The sequence below is a fragment of the Streptosporangium sp. NPDC050284 genome (genome assembly GCF_044459525.1).
GTDB lineage: Bacteria > Actinomycetota > Actinomycetes > Streptosporangiales > Streptosporangiaceae > Streptosporangium.
This window is the reverse complement of the sequence record NZ_JBITIZ010000009.1, coordinates 123516-142868: the sequence shown is the minus strand read 5'-3', so window position 1 is coordinate 142868 and position 19353 is coordinate 123516. Positions and strand designations below refer to the sequence as shown.

Annotated in this window: 11 protein-coding genes; 2 read left to right on the top strand and 9 right to left on the bottom strand. The window is 67.4% G+C overall.

Translation table 11 applies throughout. The features are described from left to right. Nucleotides 1-46: 46 nt before the first annotated feature. From ACIBH4_RS21880 to ACIBH4_RS21845, 8 genes are all read right to left on the bottom strand, one after another. A complete protein-coding gene (locus tag ACIBH4_RS21880) occupies nt 47-184 on the bottom strand; it encodes a hypothetical protein (RefSeq protein WP_362767516.1) in 138 nt (45 codons plus the stop codon). Further along, nucleotides 181-2445, bottom strand: coding sequence for a DEAD/DEAH box helicase (locus tag ACIBH4_RS21875; RefSeq protein WP_362767518.1), 2265 nt, complete (start codon nt 2443-2445; stop codon nt 181-183). The genes ACIBH4_RS21880 and ACIBH4_RS21875 overlap by 4 nt, the downstream gene beginning before the upstream one ends. Beyond that, the gene (gene brxD / locus ACIBH4_RS21870; protein WP_362767520.1) at nt 2442-3746 is read right to left on the bottom strand and encodes a BREX system ATP-binding protein BrxD; all 1305 of its coding nucleotides are present in this window, start codon (nt 3744-3746) and stop codon (nt 2442-2444) included. Before brxD ends, ACIBH4_RS21875 begins: the two co-directional genes overlap by 4 nt. 123 nt (nt 3747-3869) lie before the next feature. Continuing rightward, a complete protein-coding gene (gene pglZ / locus ACIBH4_RS21865; RefSeq protein ID WP_362767523.1) occupies nt 3870-6536 on the bottom strand; it encodes a BREX-2 system phosphatase PglZ in 2667 nt (888 codons plus the stop codon). Beyond that, a complete protein-coding gene (locus ACIBH4_RS21860) occupies nt 6533-10288 on the bottom strand; it encodes a DUF6079 family protein (protein WP_362767525.1) in 3756 nt (1251 codons plus the stop codon). The genes pglZ and ACIBH4_RS21860 overlap by 4 nt, the downstream gene beginning before the upstream one ends. 4 nt (nt 10289-10292) lie before the next feature. Continuing rightward, entirely contained in the window at nt 10293-14009 is a 3717-nt protein-coding gene (gene pglX / locus ACIBH4_RS21855; RefSeq protein ID WP_362767528.1) for a BREX-2 system adenine-specific DNA-methyltransferase PglX, read from the bottom strand. Between the two features lie 644 nt (nt 14010-14653). Then, nucleotides 14654-14950, bottom strand: a complete 297-nt coding sequence (locus ACIBH4_RS21850) for a DUF397 domain-containing protein (protein ID WP_362767531.1) — start codon at nt 14948-14950, stop codon at nt 14654-14656. 38 nt (nt 14951-14988) lie between these two features. Further along, nucleotides 14989-15852 (bottom strand): helix-turn-helix transcriptional regulator, encoded by an 864-nt coding sequence (locus tag ACIBH4_RS21845; RefSeq protein ID WP_362767534.1) that lies wholly within the window; start codon nt 15850-15852, stop codon nt 14989-14991. Between the two features lie 217 nt (nt 15853-16069). Between ACIBH4_RS21845 and ACIBH4_RS21840 the strand changes: the two genes are divergently transcribed. Then, nucleotides 16070-16363, top strand: a complete 294-nt coding sequence (locus ACIBH4_RS21840) for a hypothetical protein (protein ID WP_362767537.1) — start codon at nt 16070-16072, stop codon at nt 16361-16363. Further along, nucleotides 16360-16767, top strand: a complete 408-nt coding sequence (locus ACIBH4_RS21835) for an ATP-binding protein (RefSeq protein WP_362767539.1) — start codon at nt 16360-16362, stop codon at nt 16765-16767. Before ACIBH4_RS21840 ends, ACIBH4_RS21835 begins: the two co-directional genes overlap by 4 nt. Nucleotides 16768-16779: 12 nt before the next feature. Here the strand turns inward: ACIBH4_RS21835 and ACIBH4_RS21830 are convergent, their stop codons facing one another. Next, the gene (locus ACIBH4_RS21830; protein WP_362767542.1) at nt 16780-19284 is read right to left on the bottom strand and encodes a DUF262 domain-containing protein; all 2505 of its coding nucleotides are present in this window, start codon (nt 19282-19284) and stop codon (nt 16780-16782) included. Between the last annotated feature and the right edge of the window lie 69 nt (nt 19285-19353).

Below are 19353 nucleotides of genomic sequence, written 5' to 3'. Positions count from 1 at the left end.
TGACGCTCAGGTAGTAGTCGGAGATTCGCTCCGGTGGGACTCCGTCTCAGAGCAACGCGGCGACCTCGTCGTAGGAGACGCGGATGCCTTCGATCACCGAGACTCCCCCGCAGATCGAAGGCATCCGCACCTGCGCGCGGGACTGCAGTGGATGGCCGGACAGGAGAAGGAGGTGACGGCTCACGAGGAGACCGACCAGCGGACAGGGTTGCCGAGGGTGGCGGCGGCGCCGTCGAGGTCGGCGAGGCGGGCGGCCAGGGTGGCGACGGCCAGGCGTTCGGGGAGCGCCACGCTGAACTTGAGACCGTGCAGGGCCTTCTCGTCCACGTCGGGAAGGCAGAGCCGCTCGGCGGCGTCGGTGGTTCCCGCCCTCCACATCTGGTGGGTGAGATCGCTCCTGAGCCGGATGGACGCCTCGTCGACGCGCTGGCCGGGCACCACAATGCCGTCGAGGGTCGCGGCCAGTGTGGCGTTGGCCCGGAAACCGGCCCAGGTCCACCAGCGCACGTCATCCGTCGCGGGATCGCGGGTGATGACCGTCCCCGCCGGGTGAACGGATTCGACGGCGTCCTCCCGCAGCACGGCAAGCCGCTCGACCGCCCGCCTGCTGAGTCGTACGGGCGGGTCGGCCCCGAGCAGGACCGCGCGCATGGCCTGGGAGAGCGCGTGGGACATGCCTCCGTAGCCACCCCCGCCCCAGCGGGCCTTGCCTCGTCCGTCCGCCGCCTCGACGAAGCAGCGCCGCCGCAACCAGTCGATGTAGGTGACCCGCCAGATGCGTCCGGCGAGCAGCAGCAGGCGTGGCCCCTCGATCTCCTCGGTGAGCAGCGCCGGGTCGGTCCGGCCGATCTCCTTGCGTCCGGACAACACGGTGAACTCGGGAGCCGAGGTGAAGACCGCGGTCATGTCCATGAAGTGGCGACGGCCGAAGCGCCGTTCGGCTTCGGGGCCGATGAAGAGCATGCCGCCGTCCTCGTCGAGGTAGCCGTGGCCGATCAGATGCCTGAGGATCACGGTCGCCGACGGACCGAACGGGCCGAGGCCGTTCCACCACTCCTGCCAGGTACGGTCGCCGACCCGGTGTTCCTGCAGGCAAAGGGCAAGGATCTGCTGGGCGACGATGTGCCGGGGCTCGGGCGGCGGGGTGACCGGTTCGACGAATCCCTCACCCCACAGCTGCAGGAGCCCGGCGGCCTGGAGCAGGGACTCCTCGTCCAGCGCGAGGAACAGGCAGTTGCGTTCCGTTCCCGGCCTGCGGCCGGTGCGGCCGATCCGCTGCAGGAACGAGGCGACCGTGGACGGCGCGTTGATCTGGACGACCCGGTCGAGGTCTCCGACATCGATGCCAAGTTCCAGCGTGGAGGTGGCGACGATGACGCAGTCGCGTGCCTCGGCGAACGCCTGCTCGGACTGGCGGCGCTCGTCCGCCGACAGCGAGGCGTGGGACAGGAAGGTGGTGACGTCGCGGGAGCGCAGCGCGTGGCCGAGTTCCTCGACCAGGCGTCTGGAGTCGCAGAAGACCAGCCGCTTCTCGCCGCGGTGCAGCGCGGCGAGAAGCGCCGCGGCGTTGGACACCGACCCGACGTAGTCAAGCTGGATGTCCCCTGGCGGCACTCGCACGGGGACGGCCGCCGGCTCCGAGATCGTACGGATGGGCATGGACGGGGGATCCGGGACCCCGTGTCCCGGCGAGGACGGGTTCGCCGACTCCTCAGGCGATCGATGCCCCGGTGAGGACGAACCTCCCGCCTCCGGCGCCACGACCTCCCCTGGCCTGGCCCCTGCCCCCGATCCCTGCAGCCAGTGGAGCAGCTCGGCCGGGTTCCCCACGGTCGCCGACAGGCCGACCCGCTGGATGGAGCGGCCGGTCAGGTGGGTGAGGCGCTCCAGTACGGCAAGCAGGTGCCAGCCACGGTCGTCGCCCGCGAACGCGTGGACCTCGTCCACCACGATCGTCCGGAGATGCTCGAAGAGCTGACGGTGGTCCACGTTCACGCTGACCAGCATCGACTCGATCGACTCGGGTGTGGTGAGCAGGATGTCCGGCGGATCGCGCAGGATCTTCCTTCGTCGGCTGGTCGAGACGTCACCGTGCCAGAGCGCCGCGCGCCGACCGGTCCAGCTCGCGTAGTTCTCCAGGCGAGGGAGAAGGTTGTTGAGCAGTGCCTTGATCGGGCAGACGTAGAGCAGTGAGAGCCCTCGCCAGTTGTCCGAGGCCATCCGGCTGAGCAGCGGGAACATCGCCGCCTCGGTCTTGCCTCCGGCGGTGGGTGCCAGCAGCAGGGCATCGGATCCGGTGAGCACCGGTTCGACGGCCGCCTCCTGCAACGGCCGCAGCCCCGGCCATCCCAGGGTGTTGACGATGTGATGCAGGACGACCGGATGCAGGTCGCCCGCACCCAGCGAACGTCCGGCAGGACGAGCACCCGACTCGCCCAGGGTCATGGAAGGTCCAGTGCGACGTCGTCGACCGAGAGCGCGTTGCGTTCGATCTCGTTGAGCTCTCCCGAGCCCACGGTGAGCCGGTAGTGCTCACGAGGGTCGAAGTCGGGGAACTGGTCGACCCGGTCGAGCACGTCCCCGACGAGCTTCTTCAGGAAGACCCTCGGCGCCACCCCGACCTGGCCGCCGAGCGAGCCCGCGACCGCCTCGGCCAGCAGCGCGACATAGCCGTCGTCGACCAGGTCGAGGACGCGCGGCGAGGCCCCGGCGGCGTAGAGGTCGCGGACCCTGCCCCCCAGCTCCAGCAGGCCGTCGCGGGTGAAGCCCGGCAGCCGGATCTGCACGGCGCGCGGGTTGTCGAAGCGCGGCTCCGTGGTGAAGTCGGTGGCCAGCCGGGAGGCCAGCGGAGGCAGCCGTTGCAGGCCCTGGTGCCCCTCGAAGAACGCCGGGGTGCCGGTGACGAGCACGTAGAGGCCGGGAAACCGGCCGGAGTCGATCTCGTCGACGAGCTGCCGCAGCGCGTTCAGCGCCTTGTCGCGGACGTCGGAGCGGACCCGCTGCAGCGTCTCGACCTCGTCCAGGACGAGCAGCAGCCCCGGATGGCCGGAGTCACGCAGGACCGTCAGCAACCCCTGCAGGAAACCGAGCGCGCCGAAGTGGTCGAGGTCGCCGCGTACTCCGGCAGCGCGCTTGGCCGACGCCGACACGTGCGGCTGCCCCCCCAGCCAGGCGAGCACCCCCTCGGCGGTCACCGGATCTCCCGAGGCGACGGCCGTACGGTAGCCGCGCAGCGCGGCGGCGAAGGTGGGAGCCGACCGGCTGACCTCGGCGAGCCGTTTTTCCAGCAGCGTCTCGACCGCCCGGTCCAGCGCCTCGGCATCGGTCTCGGAGACCCCGGCCGACAGCGCGTCCTCCTCCAGGGTGAACATCCACGCGTCGACGACCGAGCGCAGCGCGCTGGGCGGGAATTCCGCGGTGGACAGGTTCTCGCAGAGCCGCCGGTAGACCGTCTCCAGCCGGTGCAGCGGCGTCTCGGTCTCGGAGATCTGCACCTCGGCGACGGCCATGCCGTGCCGCTTGGCCCGCTCGGCGAGCCACCGGGCGAAGAACGTCTTACCTGAGCCGTACTCGCCCCTGACCGCCTTGAAGACCGCACTCCCCTGGGCCGCCGTGTCCAGTTCGGCGTCCAGCGCGCCGGTGAAACGGTCGAGGCCGACGGCGAGCAGGTCGAGCCCGGCGGAGGGGACGGTCCCGCGCCGCAACGCGTCGATCACCTCGCGGCGGCGGCGTTCACTGACTTTCACGACCCGTCCCTGCTCTCACATCCTGCGGCGGCCTTCGACCTGCCAGGCCCGTACGACCCACCGTGGCCTTCACGTCCGACCTCGCCCCGTGACCGAGGCGGCCTCCAGGGGCCGTATCGTCCCTCATGGCCTGGCGACTCCGAACTGCTCGGCGAGCAGTGCGACGTCGAGTACCACCGTCACCTCGTCGGGGTCGTAACCTACCGGATCGTAACCGTCGACGCTGAGCACCCTCCGGACCGCCGCCAGCACGTTGCGCAGCCGCGCGGCGGGGACCTCCGCGACGGCCGACAGGGTGCTCTCGTGCAGCCGCTCACCGTTGGCGAGCAGGGCGCCCAGCACCGCGCGAACCCGGGCGTCGTCGGGAGCGGCACGGCCCGCGCGGGCTCGCTGCGCGGCGTACGTCTCGGAGCCGAGGAGGTCGTCGAGGAAGCGTTCCCAGCCGGGCGTCGGTGCGGGAGCGGTCACCTCCTCGATGCCGATCAACTCCGCCTGCACCTCGACGGTCATCGCGGGAAGCCCTGCGGCCATCTTCCCGGCGGCCTTCAAAGGTGCCGTACGACGAACCGCGCTGTGCCACCAGACGGGCTCCTGCGCCGGGGCGGGCCGCCATCCGGCGACCTCGTCCACCGGTGTGGCGCTGAACACCGCGAACGGCACCGCGACCTCGGCCCCGGACGCGCCGCCGTGGTAGCCGGCCCGCTTGTGTCCGTAGCGGATGTCCTCCTGCCAGGGAAGCACGACGTTGCCTCCGCCGAGGAGGACCCGCCTGCCCCTGACGAGGATCTCCCCGTCTGCGGGTGGCGTCGTGGCGGGCCGCCAGCGGCCGGACTGCGATCCGGTGCCGGAGCGCAGCGTGCTGTGACGTTCCACCACGTGGCCGTGGTCGGAGGTGAGGACGAGCAGTCTCCCGGCGATACGGGCCGCGTCCAGCAGGGCCGGCAGCTGCTGCACCCGGTCGGCCTTCCACTCGACGGCCTGGCCTGTCTTGTCCAGCGAGTCGTCGATATCGTTGAGCACGACGCCGACCGTCCGGGCCGGTCCCTCGATCGCCGCCTTCACCGCCGGGTGGAGGGCGTGCCCGTCCGGGGCACGCAGGTCGTCCTTGTGGAACAGTTTCGCCTGTGCGTCACCCACCGCTCCCGGGAAGATCCTCTTCTCGTCGTACTGGTCGCCGGTCTGCAGCGTCCCGGTGAGCAGGCTGGTGCGGCAGGTCTCGGTGACGGTGGGCAGGGCCGGCAGCAGCACCCGCCGGTGCCCGAGGGAGGAGTCGACGAGCTCGGTCCACCGCCTAGCGGTGAGGCTGTCCGCCAGCTCGGCGAGGACACCCGCGGACATCCCGTCGAGGACGACGAGCAGTGACCGGCCGAGCGGGCGGACGAGCGCGGCGAGCGCGGACTCGATCGGAACCAGGCTGCCGGGGGCGCTGTCGGCGGCGACCGCGACGGCCAGGTGTTCGGCGAGCCGCCGGTCGCGTCCGTCCCGGCGGGCCGCGACGGCGGTGAGCAGTTCCTGGTAGACGGCGGCGACCTTGCTGTCGGCGTCGCGTACGGCGCGGAAGGCCCACTCCACGTGGGCTCCCGACCTGACCTGGTCGTGCAGGGCGTCGGCGAGGGTGGCGGCGGGCTCGTCCGCGGTCGCCAGCCAGCGGACCAGCCGCAGGGCCATCCGTGCCGCGTTGGTACGCGGGTTGAACCCCGACAGGTCGTGCGCCACGAGCGTGCGGTGGGCCTCTTCGAGCTGTTTCAGCGCGGCGGCGTCCGGAACCGGGAGGCAGCGCCGCACCGCCGTGGCGAACGCGCGCAGCCGCAGCTCGTAGGAGCCGGGCAGCAGCTTGGAGGTGACCAGGAGCTTTTCCGCGTTGAACTCGCGCAGCAGCGCCTCGGCTCGCTCCAGCAGGCTGTCTGGGCGGTCGAGTTGGCTGATCAGCGCCTCCGCCGCCCGTCCCCAGGTCTGTGCCTGTTCGGCGGGCAGGTCGGCCCCGCCGAGCCTGGCCCTGAGCAGCCCACGGGCCTCTGCCACGGTCCCCGCCCCGTCGCGCCAGAGCAGGCCCGCGACCAGCGCGAGCGGCACGGCGTCGCCGCCGTGCCCGGCCGCCGCGGCCCGCAACGTCCAGGTCCCCCCGACCCCGGTGACTCCGCTCAGCCAGCCGGTGAGCCCTTCGCGGACCTCGGCGGGCAGCGAGGCCAGCCTGCCCACGGCGACCGGGTCGAGGCTCCAGCGCAGCAGCCCGAGCGCGTCGGGGTGGGCGGGCGAGATGTAGGGGTCGCCCTCGCGCGACGCGCCGAACACCGCCGAGGCGAGATGGCCGAGGGCGTGGTCGCGGGTGAGCGTCCCGCCGGGGGCCTTCGGCCAGCCGTCGGCGGGCTCCCAGCGGGCCAGCGCCGCGGCGGCCCATCCCTGTTCGAGCAGGAGCGGGTCGATGTCGCGGGCCTCGAAGGACTGCTTGAGCATGTCCCAGGGACGCAGGACGATCAGCCGCCCCTCGTGGACGAGGTGCACGCGGATCCCGATGCCCAGGTCGGCGTCGTCGAGGTCGGTGAGGACGACCAGGTAGCCGTCGCCGTGCCGGAGCATCGCCTCCCGGACGGCCAGCGGGGACGGGCAGACCTCGACCCGGACGGTGCTGTCGCCCACCGTGAACTCCGGTTCCCCCGCCCATTCGAGGCGCGCCTGGATGCCGACCACCCGCCTCTCCTTGCCGGCGTCCTGGCGCTTGCGGATGATCGAGCGGACCAGCGGCAGGGTCGCGATGGCCAGGGAGGAGCGAGACTCGGTCACTGCTGTCACTTCCGCGCGCTCCAGTTGACGGTGATCTGCGCGTCGGGGTGCGACTCGGCGAAGGCCCGCAGCTCCTCCAGGACCTCGGCGATCCGTGCGGCCCCGACCGTGAGGGTCCCGGTCGCGGCGGAGGTGTCGCCGTCCACCTGCTCTATCGGCTTCACCGGCGGTTCGACACCCTGCCCGCCGGGAATGACCGACGGCTTGGCAACGGGCCGATCGACGATGGGCGGATCGACCACGGGCGGCCTGACGACCGGTGGATCGACGACCGGCGGGTCGACGATCCGGACCTGGGCCGCCAGGATCATCTGCGCGGTGCGCCGCGTCTCCCCCAGCACCGGCCCCAGCGGTCCCTGGAACTCGTTGCGCGCGGCCACTTCACGGAGCCGCTGCAGCGCCGAGACGGCCTGCGGGTCGCGGGACATGGACGCGATGGCGTCCAGCAGCCCCCAGTCCATCTCCTTCAGCCGCTCCGTGACGTCCCGCGCGGACATCAGCGACTTGGCGAGGACCTCCTCCGCCACCGAGATCCCCGAACCGGCGAGAGCCTCGACGAGGTCGGTGGCATCACTCCTGTCGAGGAGCCGGGTGACCAGCGAGAACCCGTCCCAGGCGGTGGAGAGCCGACCGGCGTCCTCGGTCAGACCGAGGATGCGACGGTGGTCGTCGAGCCCGGTGACGAGCTCGCGGGCGGGCGTCTGCAGCTCGCGGGCCGCCTCCCGGATCCCGGCGGCGAGACGGTTGACGTTGGCCGCCGTCCGCATCGGCGTGACGTGCACGCCGAAGATCTTCGCCGCCCGGTCCACCGCCCGCAGCCAGGTGGACTCGTCGGGCAGCCGGGGAAGGCGCAGCTCGTAGCTGCCGTCGATGCGCTCCAGCGGCGGCCGGGCGACCGGACCGCTGCCGTTCTGAAACCACTCCCGGTCCTGGATGAGCGCGAAAGCGGCGATGACCAGACCCCGGACGGAGGCGTCGAGTCCGCGACGGTGGGGCTCGTCCAGCCATTCGATCAGCCGGTCGACGCCGATGACCTCGTTCAGCCCCTCCTGGGCCGCGCGCTGGGTGAAGTGCTTGCCCCAGGGGAAGGTCTCGGCGCTGAGCAGGAAGGCGTTCTCCAGCGCCTCGCCGACCTGGAGCGGGTTGGCGACCTTGCGGAGCGCGTCCCGGTCCTTGCCGGGGATCGGGACGCGGCCGGTCTCCTCCGCCGCGGCGTTGTCCAGATACTGCAGCACGGTCGCCACCTCAGCCCTGCGGACCTCGCCGGCGAACTCGGGGTGCGCGGGGTACTGCGAGGTGAGCATCTGGTCGAGCAGATGGGTCAGGCACTCCGACAGCCGCGCACCCACCGGTGCCCCGAGGGTGAGCCGGGGGTCGAGGGTGGCGAGGAACGCGCTGTGGCCCCGGGCGACGTCAATGTCGGCAGGCTGGCGGGTGGCCGCCCCGTACGCCTGCTGGATGACCTGCTTGAGCTTGGCCTCCAGCTGGCTCTTCCGGTTCGTCAGCAACGCCTTGGCCGCGGCCCGGTCCTGGACCGAGAGGTTGCTGGCGTTCTGCTCGTAGCGGTCGTTGGAAGCGAGCAGGTAGCGGAGCGAGACCAGCTCCCCGAGGTCCTTCTCCCGTTCCTCGGTGAAGAAGGCGGGGATCCACGCCACGCTTCTGCTCTCGACACCCTCGCGTTCCAGCTTCTCGAACCGGGCGAGGTCGTGGTCGGGACCGTGTCCGGCCTCGTCGAACGGGAAGTCGAGGACCAGTTTCCACCGGTCGCCGTCGGCGAGCAGCGCGGAGTCGGGCAGCTCGTCGGCGTTGCGGATGTTGCCGTAGACGACGTCGACGACCCGGCGGCTGCCCCGCCAGACGAAGGAGTGCGTGTAGGCGCCGCCGAGCGTGTCGGCCGACCCGGTCACCCCGAGCGACTCGAAGACGAGCTCGCGCAGCAGGCGGCGGCGCTCCCCCTGGGTGTCCTGGTTGCTGACCCGCTCCAGCACGCTCTCGTAGTCGACCCCGGCGAGCTGAACGGTGATCAGCGGGTTGGCCGGGTCGTCGGTGAGGTGGATCTCGCTGACCCCGGAGGCGGCCAGGTCGCGAAAGAGCGCCAGCACCCGCTGGCCCTCCATCCCCTTGAGCGGGGTGGCGATGGTGCCGTGGTTGAGCGCGGCGAGCTTCTGCGCGGTGAGCGTGCTGAGCGCCGGGACACCGGGGGCGAGCGCGGCCAGCAACGCGGTCTTGACCAGCCGGGCATCTACCACAAACGGGTGGGTACGCGGCAGATCCCGGGTCTCCTCGACGGAGCCGAATCGGTGCTTCGCGAGCAGCCGGGGCAGCAGCTTCTCGTCGTACAGCGTGCGCGCGTTGGTGAAGTGCTGCTTCATCTCGCTGGTGAGCGGCATGACGCCGGAGTCCATCAGCACGTCGTAGACGTCGCCGACCGGGATGATGTCGTCGACGGTCAGCTCGTTCCGGCCGCGCCGCAGCAGCTCGGCCATCGTCCGCAGCGCGGTGCGTTCCCGCTGGAGCAGGCCCGACAGCGCCACCATGGTCGAGACCAGCGCCGGGGAGAACGGGTAGGTGCTCTGGAAGGCCGCCCCGTCGGCGGAGCCGTCCGGCCCTTCCAGCAGAACGTTCCACACCTTCGGCTCGCGGGTCACCTTGGCGAAGGCCGCCTCCAGCGCGCCTTCGGCGCCGGGCCTCTCCTTCAGCAGCCGGCGCTTCACGATCACCGGGAGGTTGCGGTTCTCCAGCTTGATCTCGTTGAACCGGTCCTCCCACCAGCGGAACGTCTCGCCGATGGCGTACTTCTCCGCGCCGGGGGTGTTCGCGCCGAGGAACTCGCGCAGGTCACGCTGGCGGGCGACGAACGACACCAGCGGGATGGCCCGCTGGGTGGAGGCCGACTCGACCAGCTTGGCGACCTTGGAGCCTTCCTCCCCGACGAAGGCCGGGTCGGAGCTGCGGGAGGCGAGCCAGAGGACCAGCTCGTCAAGGAAGAGCACCACGCAGCTGTAACCGAGCCGCTGGGCATGGGCACTGACCACCTCCAGTCCCTCGTCCAGCGGGAGGTAGGCCGCACCGCGCGTGTAGCCGGTGAAGTAGGCCCCGACCAGGGCGGAGACCAGGCTGCCGCGTTCGGCGTCGCCCACCTCGGCCCGCCGTGCCTGCTCGTACGAGGCGGCGTCCCAGTTGTTGCCGCCCAGGCCGCCCCAGCCGGGGTCGGACGTCTGCCCGAGACCGCCGAAGAACGCCTCGTCGCCGAGGCGGGCCCGCAGGTTGTCGGCGTCGACGAAGAGGCTGTCGGTGCTGTGCACCTCGGGCAGCGACGCTCCCGGCTCCAGCCGGCGGATCTGCTCGACGTAGCCGCCAAGCACGGCCGCCTCGACCGTCTCGGCGCCGATCAGGTGGTAGGTGAGGCAGAGGATCTTCCGGTTGGCCAGCCAGCCGTCGTGCTTGGCGAGCGTCGACTCCAGCCCACGCAGCCCCCGGGCGTCGGGGTTGTGCTTGAGCACGGCGTGCAGCACCGACATGAAGTGGCTCTTGCCGGAGCCGAACGAGCCGTGCAGGAACGCCGCGTCGCTCTTGTTCTTCTCCAGCGCGCCCTTCACCAGTGCCAGCGCCGCGTCGAAGCTATCGGCGAGCTGCGGGGTGACGACGTAGCTGTCCAGGGTGGCCTTGACCTCGGAGACACCGTCGCTGAGCTTGAGCACGAAGTCGTTCGCGCTCAGCTCCTCGTTGATGTCCAGGACGTCCCTGAGCGGGGTCGCCATGTCGTCAGCTCTCCTTCTCTGCGGTCCGTACGGGCTCTGCGCCCCGCACGGACTCGGTGTTCTGCGTGGCCTTCGTGTTTCGCGCGGGCTTCGTACTCCGGGTGGCGCCGCGCTTCCTGGCCTCGGGGCGCCAGGCGGCCAGCGCCTGGCGGGTGAGCCCCCGCTCGGCGAGCTGGCTCTCCAGCCACGCCGTGAAGTAGTCGGCCGGCGAACCGCCGTAGAGGTCCTCGTAGTCGTGGTGCCACTGGTGCAGCCACGGCTCCAGCTCGGCCAGCCCGGCGAGCAGCGGCGTGGCCCGGCCGTCGTCGGCCGGATAGCCGCGCTCGATCAGCAGGTTGGCCAGCGCCATGGCCTGCTGGAGGTGATCCCAACCCGCCCAGCCGTAGACGGGGGTCGCGTCGTTCTCCCGCTGCGCGCCGAGATAACCGACGAACCGCTCCTTGGGTACGTCGAGCTTTCCACGGTGCTTCCAGTAGGAGACGTTCGCGAAGTCCTTCGGGGTGTACTTCGGCGGGACCGGGATGGTGACCTTCTCCCCCGCGTCCTCCCTACGCTGCAACGCCCAGACCGCCTCCCAGTCCTGCCGCTTGAGCAGGCCGACGGCGGAATAGCGGAGCGCGGCGAGGTAGGGGACGTGCTCGTCCTTGAGCAGGGCGACCAGCTCGGAGGTGAGGTCGTAGTCGGGACGGCCGACATAGAGGTCCATCACCTGCCGGAAGTCGGCGTCGGTGCGGACCAGGTCGGCGAGCTGTCCCACGCTGAGCGAGCGGGGTGCTCCGTCCACGAACCAGAGACTCTCGTCCTCCAGGCGGTCCAGCAGCCAGGTGCGCAGCGCTTCGGCCCGCGTCTTCTCGTACGGGTCGGCGGACCAGCGGCGCTTGCATTCGGGGGTCTCAACGAGGTTCATCAGTGGCTTGTTCTTGATGACCTCGATCCGTTGCTCCACGATCTTTCGATATTCCTCGGTCCAGTGCGCTGGTAACTCCGTGATCGGCGTAGATCCATGGCGCTTGAACCACTGGATTCCTGACTCGTCCAAACCTCTTCGGGCCATGAGGACCTCGAAGGCCCGCTCACCAAGCTTCAACCGCGGTATAGCTTCCTTTTCCGCGATCAACGCGACAGCCTCAGCCTCATCAAGGATCCCGTAGAGACGGTAAACCTCCCAGTCCAGCTCCTCTTGTACCGCAATCATCTGCTCCCAAATACGCTTATGCTCGACCCTCGACGCCTCCAGTCGGTTTCGGGTTGGCACAGATTTAGCGCATACGGCAGATGGCTCCTCAGCGGAGAGCTGTTGAGCAAGCTCATCCATTTCCCGCCCAAATTCCAGCGGAAACTCATTCGGCAGAGGAAATTCCTGCAGCTTCGTTCCTGTGAACTCGAAGAAGTTTTCCCAGTCATAGCGCCCGCTAGAGCGCTCACCACCACGGTTGCCCTTGTCATGGCTGACCTGCTTGAGCCAGAAGCAGGCGGTGGAGGAGTTAAGCAGGCCAAGCAACCGCAGGTGATCGTCCTCCGTAGCCCCTTTGGGCAACTTGATCACTGGAGCGGACTGCTTGAAGACCTTCCCGCCCCGATCCAGCACGAAGTGGTTATGTGTCGCCACAAAAGCAAACGCAATCGATAACGGCGTTTTCAGCTTTTTGGGGTAGATCTCCTGCCACTCCCACCAAGACAGCCCGCGCTGGATCATGGGAGTTCCGAAGCGCTTACGTCGCGAGATCGCCGTCCGATAGGTCTGAAGCAGTTTAGAACTTGGGCCTAGCTGATCAATATCTAAGACCTTGAAGTCATCGTCATAGGTCCACATCGAGGCAGCGCATGGAAAAATTACGAAATCCCGGACAACATCACCTTCGACTAGCGGGCGAATCAGTTCAATCCCGAGTCGTTTGGCAGTTCGTTCCGACGGAAATAAATAAAGATCATCTTCTCCGGTTACCGACGCAATACCGATCGCCTCAGCAAGGCCACCTAACCGGATCTCTCCTGTGCGAGTAAGCTCCTCCATTAAAGCCGGAGCCCCTCCGCCAGAAAGAGACCAAGGGTGCACGGAGAGCCGTTCACGCGGCATATCAGTGATCGAGACAAAATCCGTCTCCACCCCAGGTTGGTCAACATGGTCAACGATAGAACGCCAGACCAAACCCTGCGAAGGGTCGTTAGCCTGAGAAGGCTCACCGCGGACTCCAAGAACCGCACGCACCTCACCAAACCGGTTCCGATCACGATTCTTGCCGATCAGAATTACTGTTGGGGTCCCATGACCCGGAATGTAGGCTCCCGACGTGTCGATGACCTGCGTCAAATCCACCCTGTGCGCAAAGAACTCATCAATCAGCTTCTTTCCGAACTCCCGCTTCATGAACGAGTTCGCCGTAATTTGGCCTACATACCCCGGCCACTCGTTATCTTTGACCGCAAGCCGGAAGAACAGTTCGGCAAACGGCGCCGAAAGCGCGTACTTCCCTGAGCAGGATTCCTTGTACCGTTCCCTATATGCTTCGTTAAGCGCTTTGTCCTTGACCGTGATGTAGGGAGGATTTCCCACAACAACGTGGTAGCGACCGTAGTCGAGAATGCCGGGGAAGCGGTCGACGTCTTCCCAGTCGTAGAGGTGCGAGGCGAGCGGGTCGTTCTCCACGACGCCGAGGGTCATTTGGCGTCCGCTGCCGAGTTGGCCACCGCCGTACAGCAGCGTGTCACCCGTGGCGATGTTGAGTTTGAGCGCGGGGACGTCCGGGCCGTCGAGACGAGTAACCCCACACGCCTTCAACGCCACTACCATCAGGCGGAATTTAGTGATCGCCGTCGCGGTCGGGTTGATGTCGACACCATGAATGGCGTCGAACACCTTCTGTACCCGCACCCGCTCGTTCAATCCCGGCTGATGCGTGATCCACTCTTCCAGCAGCCGGTCGAACGCGCCGAGGAGGAAGTGCCCCGATCCGCAGGTCGGATCGATCAGCTTGAGCCCCTCAAGCCCGAAGTCGTTCAGCGCCGGGTCGAGGACCCGCTCAAGGATGAACTCCTCGACGAAGACCGGCGTCTGAAGCAAGGCATATCGCTTGCGGATGTGCTCCGACAGGTCCTGGTAGAGGTCTCCGAGGAAGCGGGTGTCCAGCTCCTCGCTGTGGAAGTCGTCGTGAGCCAGCCGTACACCATCAGCGTCCCGACGACGGAAGACGGCGATCAGTTCCTCGGCCTGGTCTGCGGAGATGTCCCACCACCAGACGAAGTCGGTGTCGGGGAAGAGCGCGTGTCCGGCGCGGGTGGAACGGAGCCAGGCGAAAGACTCACGGAGCCATTCGCGAGCCGTCAACCGAGGGTTGCGCTGGATCCAGGCGGCCTCGGCGTCGGCCGCGTCGGAGGTGGCATGGCCGGCGGCGTCGCGGGAGGCGATCCAGCGGCGAGCGGTGAGGTCGTTGTCCTCGCAGAAGCGGATGAACGCGCAGGCGATCACCCAGGAGCTCGCGGCCTGTGCGCACTGCGCGGTGAGCCAGTCGTTCCAGCTCTCCCCGGTCCGGCCGATGCCGCCGGCGGTGCGGTGCGTCTCCCTCAACCGGTCACCGATCTCCGGGACCCGTCCCACCTGCTCTCTCAGGTCATCAGCGACCCGCCCCACCTGCCTCTGAAGATCCTTGAGCAGCGCAGAGGAGATAACCGACACCTGATCACCCTTCCCGTCCCCAACCCCGACCACCTCGGGCACCGTCATGTACCACGATGCCCTGCCAGTCTGGCAAGTTCGGCACAGAATGCCCGGCCGGACCGATAACAATATGGGTGCGTAAAAGACCGGAACGACGCCTCTCGTTGACAAGCTCCGATCAGGTCTCCATCAACCGACGAGCCTCCCGAGAAACAGCGAACACCGCATCACCGCAAAGACCAGCCCGAACCGGCGAACTCCTCGCCACTGCCCCCTCCGAGGAAGCAGTGCCTGGCAAGTTGTCGTTTTGTCTGTTTCACTGACCTGCTCCTGACGTACTGAAACCAGAAGCTCATCGTGGCGTGTGACCACGCCATTGACCTGCAGCGATAGATACCCTTCGGGTAACGTCCATCTTCGGTCGTCAGTATCGCCGTGGCCGAATCCCCTGGTCGTCTCAACTCTCGGTTCCCGCACCGCCCATCGAACGACGTGCGAACCTCGGCAAATCCCTAACTTGCCAGGGTCCTGAACGAGGAAGACGTCCCACCACCGACAGCCAGCCAGTGAGCCCTGTGAAGTCACTGGCGCACCGCCCTGCCACAGGCAGGGTGCCGCTCCCTCTCAGGAGCGGCACTCTCCATAGCGGCGCGGCCGACAACGCTTCGACGGCCAAGCCACGCCCTCTGTCCGGCGCTGCGGACAGACCGTCAGACGGCCAGACCCGCGAGGGAGCCGCGCTTGATACCGGTGATGAAGGCGTCCCACTCGCCAGGAGTGAATGCCAGCACCGGCCCCTCGGGGTCCTTGGAGTCACGGACCAGGACAAGCCGATCGCTGTCCGGGCCGAACTCGGCTTCGGTCTGGGAAGTATCAGCAAGGGCGACCTCGACGCAGTCCGGGCCGTTACCGCTTCTGGAACTCTTGCGCCAGAGGCCAACTTCGACGCAGTTCGGGCCGTTGCCGCTTCGGCTGCTCTTGCGCCATACGACGTGGGATACGTCCACTTCGGATCTCAGCCTTCTACTCAAGTGCAAGCTGTTTCTCAGGATGACTTCTCGGCCATCTCTGAAATCAATGCTTTCGACTCATCGGGGCCGAGTGCAGCTGCTCGTAGGTGGTCAAACGCGAGCGTATACCAGTACATCTCAACATCTTTTTCCACATATAGGATACTCGTCATACTTTCGACGTAAACCACGTTGGGGTCGTAAGGTTCACGGAATTCCATGATGGCGAACGTCCCAGCGGTGGCGGGGTGGAGCCCTGCGTTGAACGGCAGCACCTGGATCGTGACGTTGTCTCGGTCTGCGAATTCGATGAGCTTGGCGTACTGGCTACGCATGGTCTCTGCTGAACCGACCCGACGGGTAAGAGCTGCTTCGTCGATCACAGTCCAGAACCGGAGCGGGTTGTCTTCACGCAGGAGAAGATTCTGGCGAGTCATGCGAACTTCGACACGCCTCTCCACTTCCGCGGGCGGCGACAGAGCCATCAAGGCTGAGCGGATGACTCTACGGGCGTAGTCCTCGCTTTGGAGCAAGCCGTGCACGAGCATGCCGTCGAAGCCGCGGATGAACGCAGCCTCCGCTTCAAGCTGGATGTAGGTCGCGTAATCGCTGGGCAGGGAGTCCGCGTAGGCATCCCACCACCCCCTCATACGTGCCGTTCGCGCCAGCGCGTGCAGGGCGGCCCTCTTGCTCTCGTCGAGTTCGTACAGATCGAGCAAGCGAGTGAGGTCCGGAGACGTGATCCCGACGCGGGCCGTCTCGATCCTGGATACCTTCGCGACGGACCAGCCGACGCGCTGGGCTGCCTCCTCAAGTGTCAGCGCCTTGAGGTCGCGCAACCTGCGGAGCTCGCCGGCCAGTCGCCGACGTCGAACAGTAGGGCCACGTCCTGCTACCACAACAACCTCCCGAGTTGACTACCGACAGTGTGTATCAATCTGCTCTCTGTGACAGTGGAATCAGAGGGAAGGAAAATCGGTAACTTTGCAGAACTGCTTGATAACTCAGCGTACACGCTGGACTATCTGACTGTGTTACGAGGCCAGGCGTCAATGGAAGCCGTGGCCTGCGGCGTCGCATGACCGGCAGAACACAACAGAAGGGGCAGGCGAGGAGATGAGGGTTCGTGATCTTCAAGGGTGGGGCGGTGAGTTGCTGGAGTTGGCCTGGGAGTTGAACGATCTCGGGTTCGACTCCGTGGTCCGACTCTCGCCCGGCCAGCGGCCGAGCGTGGAGATCTTCGTGCCGCCGGGGCGGTCGAGGGTCGCCACCGCACAGCGGGGCCGTACCTCGGTGTTCACCTGGGAGCGGACCTCCACCCGCGCGAACCGCAACCGGTTCGAGGGCGACCGGCGGGTCCGGAGCAGAATGCGAATGGCCGCGGAGCGACTCCTGGAGGTGGCACGATGAGGACGCCGGAGCCGCTGGGCCGGGCCGACCTTCCGGCCGAGGTGGAGTCCGTCCCCCTGGCCCGCCGCTACGTCCGCGACCTGCTGGACCGCATCGACCACAAGCAGACCGACGACGCGCTGCTGCTGGTCACCGAACTCTTCACCAACGCGGTACGCCACTCCGACTCCGGCCGCCACCCCGACGGCCGCATCTCCGTCGCCGTCGCCAACCACAATGGAACGCTCCACATCGACGTCATCGACGCCGGATCAACCGGACAGGCGCCCCGGGTCTGCCCCGACGTCGACCCCGACAGCGGCGGCGGACGCGGCCTCTGGCTGGTCCAGGAGCTGTCCACCGCCTGGGGCTGGTACGAGACCCCAACCGGCCGGGTGGTCTGGGTTCAACTCGCCGGAAACTGACCGCTGCGAAGGTCACGCCTCCCGATTCATGGTGGCCCGCAGCCAGTCCAGACAGGCGACCACGACGTCCCAGACACTCTCGGCAGCGAGTGAGGTCACCAGGAAGGATGGAGAGAGATCCCGCTCCGCCGCCGGGATCTCTATCCCGGGGGCGGAGTTGAACCGCTCTCTCAGTTCCTCCCGCACGGTGACGTCGTCGAACGGATGCCTCTTCATGAGGAAGCGGACAGGGATCACCACCTTCTTCGGATAGATCCGAAGCACGGCTAACCAAGTTTTCCCCTGCTTGAGACCGACCGCGCAGGAAGCGCCGCCGGAACCGTACCGGATCTCTCCTCCGCCCGATGCCCACTGCTCCAGCAGCCGCTGGACCGCTCCGGCTGCATGTGGCCCGGCCTCAACGCAGAGCTGTTGGAAGAACTTCCGCTGCTCCTCATCGATGCGCTGGTGCTCACCCAGGACCGACGCCGCCTGACCCAGGTTTTCCGTACCCTCCAGCCCCAGCCGGACCGCCAGCTCCCGCGCGGTGATTCGGTGCCTGGCCTGGGCCCTGCCGAGCTCGTCAAGCACGATTCCCTCGGCCTGCAACGTTCCCATAGCCACACGCAGCTCGGCCCGGCTCACCGTACGGCCTTCTGAGGGCGGCTCGCCGTCCGACGTCAGTACCCGATGGCCATTGGTCAAGTTCGCGCTGCCGATGTACACCCGCACCGGAAGGACATGTGAGCCGACCAATGCCGCGAGGTCACCGTAGGAGACCCACGTCGCGGGCGGGAGTGCTTCAAGGGCGCGGGTAAGCGACGACCAGTTAAGGATCACGGCACGGGTCTGGTCTGACTCGTCCGGACCCGGCCAGATCTGGATGGCACGTTCGGCCAGGTCCTGTGCCCTGTTTCGGATCTCCTCCTCTCCCCATCGCTCGCATTCGGCGATCGCGTGATTCAGTGCGATGCCACTCTTCCGGAGAACCTCGCGTTTCCTCGCGAAGGGTGCGTTGCCGAGCTCCGAGTTGTAGGCGCTGAGCGTGAGGTTCCCCAGGGTGTGGACCAGCCGACGGTGCGCCGCCCAGCGGTCGCCGCCCTGTCCCTCGAGCCCGTCGAGCCAGTCCTCCGTGGGACTCTGCGGCAGCACGTGCTCGATGGTGATCTCCTTGGCGGAGAGGTCGGGACGCTCCTTCCAGGAATGGCTCTCCTCCAACCGCCTCAGCACGGCTTTCTGCTGCCTGGGGTTGCCTCGCTGGTAGAACGCCTTCTCGGCGATGTCCCGGCGGAAGTCGTCGCCCGACGGCCAGCCCCACTGCATCGGCGACAGTTCGTCCAGGACCGTCTCGGCCACGGGGCGATCCTCCGGTAGTCTCACCGCGAGCCGGTGGAGGACCCTTGTCAGTGAAGGAGCGGTCACCTGCCCGACAAAGCGACGTACTACGAAACTCTCGATATACCGCAGGGCGAGGGCGACCTCCTCGTCCGTGGCATGGTCCTCGTCACGGAGTTCGAGGAGGCGCATGATCACGGGATAGACCGTGGCCGGCTTGAACTCCCTGAGGAAGGCGATGCTGGAGCCGACCTCGGTCTTCTCATCAGACCGTAGGATCTCGTCCAGATAGCCCCCTCTCCTGGCGAGGTCGTGAACGTACTTTTCGACCTTCTCCTCGTCGTCCCGAACTCCCTCCAGCAGATCCTGGTGGCCGCGGTAAACGTCCAGGCGCTCTGCCTGCTCCCCATACGTGAGCACGTGCACCAGGTGCATGAGCCGGTCGAGTTCCTTGATGCCGAGCCGACGCTGAATCGGCATCCAGTGGTCCCGGTAAACCTCGTCACGCCGTTTCGGCAGGCACATGAAGACGTAGTTGCGGATGAAGTCGACCTGGTTGATCCTCATGCCCGTGTTGTTGATCGACTCGAAGACCTGGAAGGCGCTGTCTCCCCTGTCCACGGTGATCTGCACGAGTTCAAGCCGGTTGAGGACCACCTCCTCGACATGCTGGACCTCGCAGGGAGGGGTCAGGCCGCCGAGTGCGGCCAGCTTGCTCCGGAAGAAACGATAGGCGTCACCGATGTTGCCCTCCGCCTCGCCGCTGTTACCCACGACACATGACTGAAAAGACTTCCGATCCAACTCGGTCGGCAGGAGCCGGTACCGACGATCCTCCGACCGATTCGTGTTGATCAGAAAGTCGTTGTTGATGCGCTGCCGGTGGCTGGAGTCCTCTTCCTCCGCCCGATGGTCCCGGATCACGCACAGCATCAGGAACAGCGTGGTCAGTCGCTGCTGCCCGTCCACAATGGCCCACTGCGTGTTCAGCGGAGTCGACTCGGAACCAGGAGCCAGAACGACCGACCCCAGGAAGTGACCGGCCTCACCTCCCCCCGCGAGGATGTACGCCTGCCTGACGACGTCACGCCAGAGGCGCTCCAGGTGGCCCTCCTCCCAGGAGTAAGGCCGCTGGTAAAGCGGCACGACATACTGCGCCTCGTTCTTGATCAGCGCACAAAGCGTCGTTGAGTCGGCCAGCACACGAGCCCCTTTGGCGGGAATGCGGATTTAGCCCAAGATCCGGTGATCCTCCCACGTTCCAAAACCAGT

Coding starts and splice junctions, on each gene's coding strand:
- ACIBH4_RS21875 (WP_362767518.1), bottom strand. CDS start 2,445: ATGACCCTGGGCGAGTCGGGTGCTCGTCCTGCCGGACGTTCGCTGGGT.
- ACIBH4_RS21860 (WP_362767525.1), bottom strand. CDS start 10,288: ATGGCGACCCCGCTCAGGGACGTCCTGGACATCAACGAGGAGCTGAGC.
- pglX (WP_362767528.1), bottom strand. CDS start 14,009: ATGACGGTGCCCGAGGTGGTCGGGGTTGGGGACGGGAAGGGTGATCAG.
- ACIBH4_RS21840 (WP_362767537.1), top strand. CDS start 16,070: ATGAGGGTTCGTGATCTTCAAGGGTGGGGCGGTGAGTTGCTGGAGTTG.
- ACIBH4_RS21835 (WP_362767539.1), top strand. CDS start 16,360: ATGAGGACGCCGGAGCCGCTGGGCCGGGCCGACCTTCCGGCCGAGGTG.